The organism is Ruegeria sp. AG1 (assembly GCF_056541705.1).
In genome coordinates, this window is sequence record NZ_JBQFYU010000003.1 from 156,711 (window position 1) to 169,687 (window position 12,977).

The following is a 12,977-nucleotide window of genomic DNA, read 5'->3' on the forward strand; positions in this document are numbered from 1 at the left end:
ATGACGGAAATCAGCCGCGTGTCGCTGTTCGGTAAGCTGAACAAGCTGGGTTATCAGGCCATTGAAGGGGCCACCGTGTTCTGCAAGATGCGGGGCAATCCGTATGTCGAAATCCAGCATTGGCTGCATCAGATCCTGAACGGTCAGGACAGCGACATTCACCGAATCATCCAGCACTACGACCTGGATCCGGGCAAGATCGCATCGGAGCTGACGCGCAGCCTGGATATGCTGCCGCGTGGGGCGTCCTCTATCTCGGATCTATCCGATCATCTGATGGACGCGATGGAGCGCGGTTGGGTTTGGGGTTCGTTGCTGTATTCCGACAGCAAGGTGCGGACGGGCTATCTGATCCTCGGGATGCTCAAAACGCCTGCACTGCGCAACATCTTGGCCAGCATGTCGCCGGAACTGGCAAAGATTGGCGCGGATGATCTGGCCGACAGTTTTGCTGAGGCCACCGATGGCTCACCTGAGGACTCGCTCGGCGCGCAGGATGGCTCGAACGTGGGTGGTGGCGCCGAGCCGGGTGAGGCCAGCGGCGCGATGGCCCCCGGCGCGATGGGCAAGGGTGAGGCGTTGGAGCAGTTTTGCACCGACCTGACCGAACAGGCCCGCAATGGTGAGATTGACCCAATCGTGGGTCGTGACGAAGAAATCCGCCAGATCGTCGACGTATTGATGCGCCGTCGTCAGAACAACCCGATCCTGACGGGTGAGGCGGGTGTGGGCAAAACTGCCGTGGTCGAAGGGTTTGCTCTGCGGATTGCTCGTGGTGACGTGCCGCCTGCGTTGAAAGATGTGCGCCTGTTGGTTCTGGATGTGGGCCTGCTGCAAGCGGGCGCGTCGATGAAGGGTGAGTTTGAAAACCGCCTGCGTCAGGTGATTGATGAGGTTCAGGCCAGCCCGACTCCGATTGTGATGTTTGTCGATGAGACTCATACGTTGGTCGGGGCCGGGGGCGCTGCCGGGACCGGCGACGCGGCCAACCTGCTGAAACCGGCGCTGGCGCGCGGTACGTTGCGCACAATCGGCGCGACCACATGGGCCGAGTATAAGAAATATATCGAGAAAGACCCGGCTCTGACCCGTCGTTTCCAAGTCGTGCATGTTGAAGAACCCGATATCCCAAAAGCGGTTCTGATGATGCGCGGCATCGCCTCGATGCTGGAAAAACACCACCGCGTGCAGGTGCTGGACGAAGGGATCGAGGCGGCAGTGACGCTGTCCGCGCGCTATATCCCAGCGCGGCAACTGCCGGACAAATCGGTCAGCCTGCTGGATACGGCCTGCGCGCGGGTCGCGGTGTCTCAGCACGCGGTTCCGGCTGAGGTGGATGACAGCCAGCGCCGGATTGAGGCTCTGACCACCGAATTGGAGATCATCGAACGCGATGAGACTGCAGGCTATGACGTCGCCGACCGGCGCGAGGCCGTGAATACCGCGAAAGAGGCGGAAGAGGCGCGGTTGGCCGAACTCAACGGGCGTTGGGAGGCTGAAAAGAAAGTGGTCGAAGAAATCCTCGACCTGCGCGCCAAGCTCCGCGCTGGCGGGCAAGAGGTCGAAGGCACCGGCACTGCCGAAGGCGAAGCCGCGACCGAAGAGGCTCCGGACGCACAGCCCATCGACCGTGAGGCACTATTGGCCGAACTAAAAGCCAAGAACGCCGAGTTGGAAGAAGTGCAGGGCGATAGCCCATTGATCCTCCCCATCGTCGATCATCAGGCGGTGGCGAGCGTTGTTGGCGACTGGACCGGTATCCCCGTGGGCCGCATGGTCAAGGATGAGATCGAGACCATTCTGAACCTCGAAAACCGTCTGGCCCAACGTGTGATTGGCCAGGACCACGCGATGAAGATGATCGCCAAGCGGGTTCAGACCAGCCGCGCGGGACTCGACAATCCGAACAAGCCTATCGGGGTGTTCATGCTCGCAGGCACCAGCGGTGTCGGTAAAACCGAAACCGCTCTGGCCTTGGCCGAGGTGCTGTATGGCGGCGAACAGAATGTTATCACCATCAATATGTCCGAATACCAGGAGGCCCACACTGTCAGCAGCCTGAAAGGCGCCCCTCCGGGCTATGTCGGCTATGGTGAAGGTGGCGTGCTGACCGAAGCGGTACGGCGCAAGCCATACTCGGTCGTGCTGCTGGATGAGGTCGAAAAGGCCCATCCTGACGTGCATGAGATCTTTTTCCAGGTTTTCGACAAAGGCGTCATGGAGGATGGCGAGGGCCGCGTGATCGACTTCAAGAACACGCTGATCCTGCTGACATCGAATGTCGGCACCGAGATGATCATGGACATGTGCGCCGATCCGGATCTGATGCCCGATCCGGAAGGTATGGCCAAGGCGCTGCGCGATCCGCTGCTCAAGGTGTTCCCGCCAGCGCTGTTGGGACGTCTGGTGACGATTCCATATTATCCGCTCAGCCCCGAGATGTTGGGCGAGATCACAAAGCTACAACTTGGCCGAATCAAAAAGCGCGTCGAATCTGCTCATGGTGTACCATTCGAATACACCGACGCCGTGGTGGACGAGATCGTCAATCGTTGTCAGGAGCTGGACAGCGGTGGTCGTATGATCGACGCGATCGTGACCAATACAATGCTGCCGGATATCTCGGCAGAATTCCTAAAAAGAATGATGGAGGGCGAAGAAGTTTCCAAAGTCGTGATCGACGTCACAGACGGGGACTTCACTTACGGGTTTGATTGAGCGCAACGCATGATGCGTCTGACCGAGAAAGGGGACACTTTATGAAGGCGACTATGACACCGGAACTGGATCAGAAATGGTGGTCCAAGAACAAACCGAAGCTGATGAAGAAAACCGGCCTGGGCGATGCTTTGAAAGCATACCAGGTCGCCGAAGATCAGATGGATTGGGACAAGACTTTGAAAGCCTTGTCCAACGTCAAGCGCAAGGTGGCCGAGGCTGTAAAGCTTGCAGGCAGCAAGCACTCGGATACTGTGACGGTCCTGAAGAAGTACCCCAAGATCATCGACAAGAAAGAAAAGGAACTCGAGGAAAAGAAAAAGGATGCAGCGGCTCGGGCCAAGTCGGCCTCGACTGATGCGCCCAAGCAGAAACTGGGTAAGTCGGTTGTCATCTGGAAAAAGGATCTGGGCACCGAGATTACCAAGAAATACAAGCCCGACTGGCTGAAAGAGCTGAAGGGCTATGCGTTCCAGTTGAAGCTGAACGATGATCTTTTGGATGTCCTGGAAGATGAAGGCGACTACGTCACGCCTCAGCAGATGGTGGATGACGCCAATGCGGTGACTGACAAACTGGTTGCCTTAATCGCCAAAGAGCTGATGGCGACGGATGCGGCGATCAAGAAGGCCAGCGACGCAAAGAAACGCGCGGCGTTGATCAAGGGGTTCGACGACAAGCTGGCGACCATCATGAACGGCGCCAAAAAGCACTATGAGTCGATCCCGGCCAAGCGCTGGCAGGCCTTTGTGAAGCGCAAGCAGCAGTACAAGGACTATAAGGTCAAAACCGGCTTTGACATCACTCTTGGCGTGTTGGGTGTCGTCGGCGGGGCCGCGGGTGTGGCCGGTGCGGCCGCAACAGGCGGCGCGTCGCTGGCGTTGGGGATCGTCTCGCTGGTGCGGGGTGTTGCTCAACTGGCTGATAAGATCAAGGACGCTGCGCAAGAGGCCGAGAAGGTCGAAAAGAACCTCAAAAGCGATCTGGACACGCTCCTCAAGCGGTATCGCACCGCGGAAGGCGAGGCCAAAAAGCAGGTTCAGGGCGGTGCCGAGGTTGGTGCCTCAGTCCTAAAGGGTATTTTGGGCACCGATACGCCGTTCCTGGCCACTCTGCCGAAATGCGACAAGAACTATGGTCTGTGGCAAAACAAAGTCGCCGGGCTTGAAGTTGGCGGGCGCAAACTGTCTCAGGCGATCATGAAAGGTCTGCAGGAATGCGACAAGCTTGAGAAAGCAATGAAGCAGGCAGACGCGAAGAAGGCCGGTAAGTATCTGGACAAGCTCAAGAAAGCCCGTGCCTCGTTGCAGAAGGGTCTGGACGGGTGTTCGGATATGATGAAGCGGGTCTCGGACGCGGACAAGAACGCGCCGAACCTCAAGAAGATGCTGGATGCGCTGAATTCGAGCAATCCGAAATACGCACAGATCTTCGACAAGGTATTCCCGGTTGTCGTCAACCTGACGCTGGCGGGTGCAAATGCCGGGGTTGGTTTCAAGGAAGCGTCGAGCACGCTTGATACGGTCAACACGGCGCTTGGGCTGTTCAACGACATTGCCTCGGAAGGCAAGGATCAGCTGGAAGAAGCGATCGGCTAAGCGGCGGGGCGGCGCCCGTGGCCCAAAGCCACTTGGCGCCGACCTCATCCGGCAGGAACGAAAACGGAATATAGGCGCGAAAAAATGGCAAAGCAGACAGTTACACCTCACAAGTTTTACGTGGTCGATCTCATCCGGTCGAAGCCCAAGCTTCAGTATATCGAGATCCCCAGCTACCGCGTTGACGTCAAATTCGAAGTCACGGCCAAGGGTCCGGTGCCGTCGACTACGCTGAAACGTCTTGAAGCGGCCGGCATGAAGGAGCTGGAGCGCTATGAGACGGTGATCAGTCAGGAGGCGGTCAAGCTCGACAAGAAAGTCGCCGAGCTGATGAAGACGCCGGGTCAGAAATCTCAGGCCGAAGCCGAGAAGATGATCCAGGCCACCAACCAGATGATCAAGAACGCCCTGCGGTCGGCCGAAGGGGCCGCTCAGGTGGCGATCGAAAAGCAGATCAAGGTTGAGGCGAATAAGGACAAGTTGCTGAAAGAGGCGCGGGTCAAGACCACGCTGAAGGTGACCGCGGGTGTGATTAAGATCGGCACGGCTGTCACGCGGCTTGTGGCGACCTCGGGCGCGGATGTCATGGCCTACAAGACAATTGTCAAACAGGTCTACGATCTGGGCAAAGAGGTTCAGCAGCAGTTGAAGGGTGAAGAAAAACTGCGCAAGGATCTGGAAGGCGCCATCCAGAAATATATCACGCTGCGCGGCACTTCGATCATGCAGGCGGCTGAGCGGCAGGGGATTACCGATACGTCCGGAATCTCGGTCAAGAAACCTATGGAAGCAATCAAGAAGCTGACCGCCAAGGCGCTCGCCATGGGAGATGAGGTCACCAAGGGCCGCGATGCCAAGAAGATCGCCAAGGAAATCGCGGATTTCGCGATCAAGGGCTATCAGGTCTATCAAAAGGACTCGAACAAGAAGCGCGCGCTCTATCGTGAGCATACGACGAAGACGCGCCATAAGGTCGATGATCTGGGCAAGGCCGCTGACAAGCTGATGAAGGCTGCGAAGTCGCAGAAAACCTTGAAAGAGGGCGTCAAGCTGGGGGCCGAATGCATGGCCGTCAAGCGAGAAGCCAGCGCTATGGCCGCCAAGCTCGAGGAACGTCAGAAGTTCCTGGCCGAGATGGAGGCTCTGATGGAAGGCAACGGTCTGAAAGTGGATGACACCACGATTATGGACAAGCTGAAGAAGCTGGACAAGATGACGGTTCTGAAAGAGACCAAGACCATGTTTACCTCGGTCAAAGGGGTCTACAAACTGGTGGACGGAATCAGCGACGTCGTTGGTTAAACACGTAAATCTTCGGGTGTGGGTTGCCGCGCCCGACACCCAAAGCAACAGGAGGTGTTGGTGGAACCCGGTATCGAGAAGAGCGAAACGCTCCGCGACACCGTGCGCGAGTTTGTCGAGCGTAAGGCTGTGACCAACACTATTCTTGGCGTGATCATTTTCAACGCGATCACGCTGGGGCTATCAACTTCTCCTTCGGTTCAGTCGAGTATCGGCCCGACCCTGGTTGTGATCGACAAGATCGTGCTGGGCATTTTCGTGGCCGAGCTTTTGCTGAAATTCTATGCCTACCGGTTGAGCTTCTTCAACAACGCCTGGAACATCTTTGACCTTGTTGTTGTTACGCTGGGTTTGCTGCCCAATCGCGACGGGCTGTCCGCGCTGCGTGGGTTGCGCGTCATCCGGGCGATGCGTTTGCTATCGGTCATCCCTCAGATGCGGGCGGTGGTCCAGGCTTTGCTCGACGCGCTGCCAGGTATGGGCGCGGTGATCATCATGATCTCAATCGTGTTCTACGTTTTCGCGGTCATGGCGACGCTGATGTACGGCCCGGATTTCCCGGAATGGTTCGGGTCCTTGGGTAAATCGCTCTATTCCCTGTTCCAGATCATGACGCTGGAAAGCTGGTCGATGGGCATCGTCCGCCCAGTGATGGAGGTCCATCCCACCGCCTGGATCTTCTTCGTGCCCTTCATCGTCATCACCGCGTTTTCGGTTCTGAACCTGTTCATCGGTCTGCTGGTCAACACCATGCAATCCGCCGTGGAGGACGAGTCGGTTGAAGAGTTCTCGCACCTGCGTGATTTGGTGCGCAGTGAGACCGACATCGTGGACGATCACGTCAAGGAACTGCTGGTCGAGGTTCGCGCCCTGCGGCGTGAAGTGGCCGAGTTGAAAGGTCAGGCCGATGGCTGACAGCTCTCAGAAATTCATCGCCCGCAATCGGGCGCCGCGCGTTCAGATTGAATATGATGTGGAGCTTTACGGGGCCGAGAAAAAGGTTCAACTGCCCTTCGTCATGGGCGTGATGAGCGATCTCTCCGGCAAGTCAACGGTCGAAACGCCCGCAGTCTCGGATCGTAAATTCCTTGAGATTGATGTCGACAATTTCGACGACCGCATGAAGGCCATGGCCCCGCGTGTCGAATTTGCCGTGCCCAATACACTGACAGGTGAGGGCAATCTGGCCGTCGATCTGACTTTCGAGAAAATGGCCGATTTCACCCCGGCCCAGATCGCGTCAAAAATCGAGCCTCTGCGTAAATTGCTTGAGGCCCGCACGCAATTGTCGACCTTGATGGCCTATATGGATGGGAAGACCGGGGCCGAGACACTGATCGAAAAAGTGCTGGCCGACCCGGCCCTTCTGGGCGCGCTTGCGGGCAGTACGCTCCCCGAGCAGGACAATGAGGCCACGCTGGACGCCTTGCGGGATATGATGCCCGAGGATGCCCCTGCCGATAATTCGGTGGAGGATGCGCTTGCGTCTTTGCCCGAGCTTGAAACAGCCGAGGAGCAGGATCAATCGGCCGACATCTTGTCCGATCTGGCGGCTGACGCTCCCGATGACGCGCCTGAAGATACGTCGGTCGCGGATGCCTTGTCCTCTCTGCCCAGCTCGGTTGAACCCGAGGCGCCTGTAGATGACAGCGCGGATGTTTTGTCCAATTTGGCGGCCTCCGCACCCGAGGAAACGGCTCAGGATACCTCTCTCTCGGACGCTTTGTCTTCGCTGCCTGAAACCGAGGTTACTGAGGCAGCCGACACGCCAGGCGATATCTTGGCGGAATTGGCCGACGCTGCGCCGGGGGATGAAGTTGAAGACACCGCCGCAGATGACATCCTGTCCAGCCTGCCAGATATCGAGCTTACGGCGGAAGAGGACGCGGCCGATGATATCTTGTCCGATCTGGCCAGTTCTGAGCCTGATGATGAGCCCGAGGATACGTCGGTCGCGGATGCTCTGTCTTCTGTTCCAGAGGTTGAGCTGCCCGACGTCTCGGAAGACTCGGCGGAGGTTCTTGCCCATCTGGCCGATGCTGCGCCTGAGGCGACCGAAGTTGAGGATGTGACCTCGGATATTTTGTCTGACCTCAGCGATCTGGAAACGGAAGAGGTCGAAGACAGCTCTGTGTCAGATGCCCTCGCGTCTCTGCCGGAAACTGATGTCGCGGATGAGGTTGATGGGTCCGATGACATCCTGTCGGACCTTGCAGATGCAGCCCTGGACATTGAGGTCGAAGAGGACACGCTCGGCGATGTCCTCGCCTCAGTACCCGAGGTTGAAGCCGCATCTGAGATGGATCAGAGCGACGATATCCTCTCTGAACTGGCTGATCTGGAACTCGAGGAGACGGAAGAGGACGGCGCACTGGATGCGGCGCTTTCATCGCTTCCGGATGCAGATGAAGAGGCCGAAGAAGATCATTCGGACATTTTGCCAGACCTCACCGACACTGCTCCTGAGGAGTTGGCCGAGGACGTGGATCTGGATGGTTTGCTGGATGATCTGGCGGAGAAGGCTCCCGATGAAGCTGATGAGCCTGCTGCGGACGACATAATTGCCTCAGTGCCCGAACTGGACAGCACGGATGAGGCAGATCCGTTGGAGGACATTCTTGGTGATCTGGCCAGCGAGGGTCAACCTGATCCAGAGGCAGATGCGACCGACTTAGATGATTTGCTTTCCGATCTGTCGGATTCCGTTGACGAGGCAAAGCCGGAGGAGGATGTTCTGGATGATCTTTTGAATGACCTTGGGTCGGATGAGAAACCATCTGCATCAGGTGATGAAGCGAGCGATGATCTGGACGATCTTTTGGGCGATCTCGAAGAGACCTCAGAAGATGGTTCGGACGATCTGGACGCGCTTCTCGATGATTTGGAATCCGAGCCGGACAGCGACGCCGCTTCAAACGATTTGGATGCCTTGCTGGGTGATCTTGAAGGCGACGATGAGACGGAAGATGCGGATACAGATGATCTGGATTCGCTGCTGGCGGACCTTGGCGATGATGTTGAGGATGAGGATGCCAGCTCGGACGATCTTGACGCCTTGCTGGGTGATCTTGAAGGCGGTGATGAGACCGATGACGTGGACACAGATGATCTGGATTCGCTGCTGGCAGACCTTGGCGGCGATGTTGAGGATGAGGATGCTGGCGGGGATGATCTGGACGCCTTGCTGAACGACCTGGGGTCGGACGAGGAGAGTGCGTCTGACGAGGGGTCAGCTGATGATCTGGACGCTCTGCTGGCGGATCTTGGCGACGATGAAACTGGTTCAGACGACCTTGATGACCTGTTGAACGATTTGGGCGCGGTTGAGGATAGCGAGGCATCCTCTGACGAAACAACAGATGATTTGGATGCCTTGTTGGGCGATCTGGACCTGGATGACGAGGGCGGATCAGATGATCTGGACGCTCTGCTGGGTGACCTCGATGCCGATTACGCGTCAGGCGACACGGCCGATCTGAACGACGAGCCGCAATTGGCCTTTGGCCGCATGAGTGCGGACCGACCTGACCCGGAACGGCTGAAACGCACCCGGTTCCGGATCGCGCTCTTTGGCGATTTCTCGGGCCGCGCGGCGCGTGGGCAAATCGAAACCGGCGACGCCCTAGCCGCCCGCAAGCCAATCATTCTGGACCCCGATACGGTCGAAGAGGTGATCGAGGGGTTCGCAACCGATCTCGTGCTGCCGATTGGCAAGGACGGTGCCGGGATCGAAGTGAAACTGAAAGAGCTGGACGATCTGCATCCCGACGAGCTTTATGAAAAGGTTGAACTGTTCGATGGCCTCTCGGGTCTCAAAAGTCAGTTGAGCGCGGGCGGGACTGCAGATCACGCCGCCAAACAGCTGATCGGTTGGGGGGAAGAGTTCGGGCAGGCGGTTGTGCCACCGCGCAAATCCTCGGGCGGCAACACGGTTCGTGCTGATCTGAAGCTCAGCGATTTTCAGAAGCTGATCGGCGACACGTCTGGTGAACTGGCGCAGGCCTCACCCGTTGATGACCTGCTGAAACGCGTGGTCGGTCCCCATATCCGCAAACTGCCCAGCCCCGATGTGCAGGCGATGCAAAAGGCTGTGGATGAGGCGCTGAGCGCAGCCATGCGCTTGGTTCTGCATCACCCAGAGTTCCAATCCGTCGAAGCACAGTGGCGCAGTCTCGATCTGATTGCGCGCAGCGTCGAGGATGATGATACGCTAGACGTGGTTTTGTATGACGTCTCGGCTGAAGAGATCGCGGCAGATTTGGCCGCCGAGGAAGATCTGGCGAAAACCGGTCTGGTTCGGTTGCTGACCGAAGAGCCGCTGGACGAAGAAAACGGGCGCGGCGGATATTCGGTGCTGATCGGGCTCTATACCTTTGAGGAAACACCACCACATGCGGAACTGCTGGGCCGTATTGGCCGCGTCGCAGCCCATGTGGATGCGCCGTTCATCAGTGCAATCACCCCCGCCTATCTGGATGTGAAGCCCGAGGATCGCCACCCGCTGGTAGTTGAAGCCTGGGATACCCTGCGCGCGATGCCCGAAGCCGGGCATGTCGGCCTGGCCTCTCCCCGGTTCTTGCTGCGACGGCCTTACGGCGCCAAGTCTGAGCCGATCTATGAGTTCGATTTTGAGGAATTCACTGAGTCTGAAGGCCTGCGCGGTATGCTTTGGGCCAATCCGGCGGTTCTGGTGACGATCTTGTTGGCGCGGTCCTTCAAACAAAATGGCAAAGCGATGAATTTGGGCTCAGTCATGAGCTTGGGTGGCATACCTTACCATTTCGTTAATGACCGCTATGGCGATCAGGTGGCGCTGCCCTGTACGGAACGCAATATCACGTTGGCCAAGCACGAACACTCGGTCCAGCGCGGCTATATGCCGGTACTGTCTGTCAAAGGCCGCGATGAAATCCGGTTGGGCTCGTTCAACTCGGTTGCCGGGCAAGAGATTCTGGGCCCGTGGTCCGGTATGCCCGCGCCTGCGCCATCACCGGATGTACCAGCTGCGCCCGAGGCCGATGAGGATGACGATCTGGACTTGGATCTGGATCTCGATACAGGCGACGACGATGATTTCGACCTAGATCTGGACCTTGGAGATGATGACAGCGGCGATCTTGACGATCTGCTGGCGTCATTCGGCGACGATGATGACGGTGACGATAGTGATGATGACGATATGGACCCCGAACTTGCTGCACTGCTGAACGATTTGTGACGGCGCGGTGAACGAGAATTGGAAGGAACGGTAAATGGCTGAGAGTCTGCAAAGTAAAGAGTGGCCGCTTCGGATAACGGGGTCGTATAGCTATGGTGAGGATGATCTTGTCATCAGGCGGGCTGTCGTCTCGGAAGAACTGGGAAAACTGACCGAAATTCAGGTCGAGTTCCTGTCGGAAAAGACGACGATTGCGTTGGACAAGCTACTGGGCAAGGTGATGACCATCCATCTGGCTGCTGACGGGGCCGAGCGTAAATTCACTGGCACGATCGTGAGGGTGGAGCGGCTGGCGCTGCGCGATGGCTATGTGCAGTTTCTGGCCGAATTGCGCCCTTGGTTCTGGCTGCTGACGCAGACCACCGACAGTCGCATCTTTCAGGAAATGACCGCCGTGCAGATCATCGAAAAGATTTTCGGTGAATACGGGCTTACGGATTTCAGAAAAAGCCTGCGCGCCACTTACCAGCAGCGCGAATATTGCGTGCAATATCGCGAAACGGATTTCGACTTTATCTCGCGCCTGATGCAGGAAGAGGGCATCTACTACTATTTCGACTACACAAATGCCAAAGACAAGAATGAGACGCTGGTCATGTGTGACGGACCAAACGCGCATACGCCGATCGCCGGTGACGCAAAGGTCGAATTCCGGGGCGGGGATGATTACAGCCAACGTCTTGGTGACTCGGTCACCGAATGGGCCGCGTCCGAGACGATCCGGCCCGGAGTTGTCTCGCTAGGCGATTTTGATTTCGAAAAGCCCAAGGCATCGCTGGATGCGCGGGCCAAAACGCCGACCGGGGCAAAGCACGGGTTCAAGGACAAACTAGAGCTTTACGATATCCCTGGTCACTACAAGGAAACCGGGCCGGGCAATACGCTGGCCAAGGTGCGGATGACAGCCGAGGATGCTCTGTTCGACCGGCGGCGCGGGCGGGCTTCGGTCCGGGCTCTGGAAACCGGGCGCAAGTTCACGCTGAAGGATCATCCCGACAAGGCGGAGAACGCGGAATACCTGATCACCAAGGCGCGGTATTTTCTTCAGACCACCGAAGGTTATGGATTTGCCAAGAACGACAAGGATCTGGACACCGGTGCGCTGGAGTTTCCCGAGGACAGCAATGAGATGTTCATGGTTGAGTTTGAGGCCCAGCCCGGCAAAACCGAGTTCAAATCGCTGCGCACGATTCCGTGGCCCGAGATCTCGGGTCTGCATACGGCCATCGTAACCGGCAAGGCTGGTGAGGAAATCTGGACTGACAAATACGGTCGCATCAAGGTTCAGTTCCATTGGGACCGCGAAGGCAAGAAGGACGAAAAGACTACCTGCTGGGTGCGGGTTGTCACCCCTTGGTCGGGTAAGAACTGGGGTATGGTCAGCGTCCCTCGGATTGGGCAGGAAGTTGTCATCCAGTTTGAAGAGGGTGATCCGGATCGACCGATCTGCACGGGCATGCTCTACAATGCCGACACCATGCCACCCTATGCCTTGCCTGCAAACCAGACGCAAACTGGGATCAAGACGCGGTCCTCGAAACAGGGCAGCGCCGAGACGTTCAACGAGCTGATGTTCGAGGACAAGAAAGACGCCGAACTCGTGCGCTTTCAGGCGCAGAAGGATCACGAGAAGCTGGTCAAGAATATGTCCACGATTACCATTGGCTATGACAAGCTGGACAAGGGTGGCAATGGCGGTGACGGCTGCCTCAGCCAAGTGGTCAAGAAGAACGTGGATGAGACGATCAAGGAAGGTGACCATACCTTCACCATCGAGAAGGGTAACCAGACGGTCAGCATCAAGACTGACCAGACCGAGACTATCGAGGGCAAGTCCACCCGCACCGTCACCGGCAATCACGCCGAAACGATCAAGGAAGGCGACAAATCCACGACGGTAAAGATGGGTGACATTCAGGTCGATGCCAAAATGGGCAAGATCACAATGACCGCAATGAAGTCGATCGAATTGAAGGTTGGTGGCTCATCGATCAAACTGGACCCGACAAGCATTACGATCAAGAGCACAATGATCAAAGTCCAGGCCAATGCCAAGCTGGATGCAAAAAGCCCGATGACGACGGTCAACGGTGACGCCATGCTGACCCTCAAGGGCGGCCTGACAATGATCAACTAAGGGG

At 57.4% G+C, this 12,977-nt stretch carries 6 protein-coding genes and 1 pseudogene; all 7 read left to right on the forward strand.

Going from position 1 to position 12,977, the window contains the following annotated elements; genetic code table 11:
- A complete protein-coding gene (tssH, locus tag ACR0B5_RS05400) occupies window positions 1–2,718 on the forward strand; it encodes a type VI secretion system ATPase TssH (protein WP_480538968.1) in 2,718 nt (905 codons plus the stop codon).
- 41 nt (window positions 2,719–2,759) lie between these two features.
- Window positions 2,760–4,316, forward strand: coding sequence for a hypothetical protein (locus ACR0B5_RS05405; protein WP_170378418.1), 1,557 nt, complete (start codon window positions 2,760–2,762; stop codon window positions 4,314–4,316).
- An 84-nt stretch (window positions 4,317–4,400) separates the two neighbouring features.
- Complete coding sequence (locus tag ACR0B5_RS05410; protein ID WP_480538970.1) at window positions 4,401–5,618, forward strand: hypothetical protein; 1,218 nt, start codon at window positions 4,401–4,403, stop codon at window positions 5,616–5,618.
- A gap of 57 nt (window positions 5,619–5,675) precedes the next feature.
- The gene (locus ACR0B5_RS05415) at window positions 5,676–6,533 is read left to right on the forward strand and encodes an ion transporter (protein WP_480539305.1); all 858 of its coding nucleotides are present in this window, start codon (window positions 5,676–5,678) and stop codon (window positions 6,531–6,533) included.
- A pseudogene (gene tssB, locus ACR0B5_RS05420) lies at window positions 6,526–7,026 on the forward strand (type VI secretion system contractile sheath small subunit); the annotation flags it as partial. The gene ACR0B5_RS05415 and the pseudogene tssB, both read left to right, overlap by 8 nt.
- A 30-nt stretch (window positions 7,027–7,056) precedes the next feature.
- A complete protein-coding gene (locus ACR0B5_RS05425) occupies window positions 7,057–10,836 on the forward strand; it encodes a type VI secretion system contractile sheath domain-containing protein (protein WP_480539307.1) in 3,780 nt (1,259 codons plus the stop codon).
- Between the two features lie 34 nt (window positions 10,837–10,870).
- Window positions 10,871–12,973, forward strand: a complete 2,103-nt coding sequence (locus tag ACR0B5_RS05430; protein ID WP_480538972.1) for a type VI secretion system Vgr family protein — start codon at window positions 10,871–10,873, stop codon at window positions 12,971–12,973.
- Window positions 12,974–12,977: the final 4 nt, after the last annotated feature.

Excerpts from the sequence above, each read along its gene's own strand:
- tssH (WP_480538968.1), top strand. The coding sequence starts at position 1 with ATGACGGAAATCAGCCGCGTGTCGCTGTTCGGTAAGCTGAACAAGCTG.
- ACR0B5_RS05430 (WP_480538972.1), top strand. The coding sequence starts at position 10,871 with ATGGCTGAGAGTCTGCAAAGTAAAGAGTGGCCGCTTCGGATAACGGGG.
- ACR0B5_RS05425 (WP_480539307.1), top strand. The coding sequence starts at position 7,057 with ATGCCCGAGGATGCCCCTGCCGATAATTCGGTGGAGGATGCGCTTGCG.
- ACR0B5_RS05405 (WP_170378418.1), top strand. The coding sequence starts at position 2,760 with ATGAAGGCGACTATGACACCGGAACTGGATCAGAAATGGTGGTCCAAG.
- ACR0B5_RS05410 (WP_480538970.1), top strand. The coding sequence starts at position 4,401 with ATGGCAAAGCAGACAGTTACACCTCACAAGTTTTACGTGGTCGATCTC.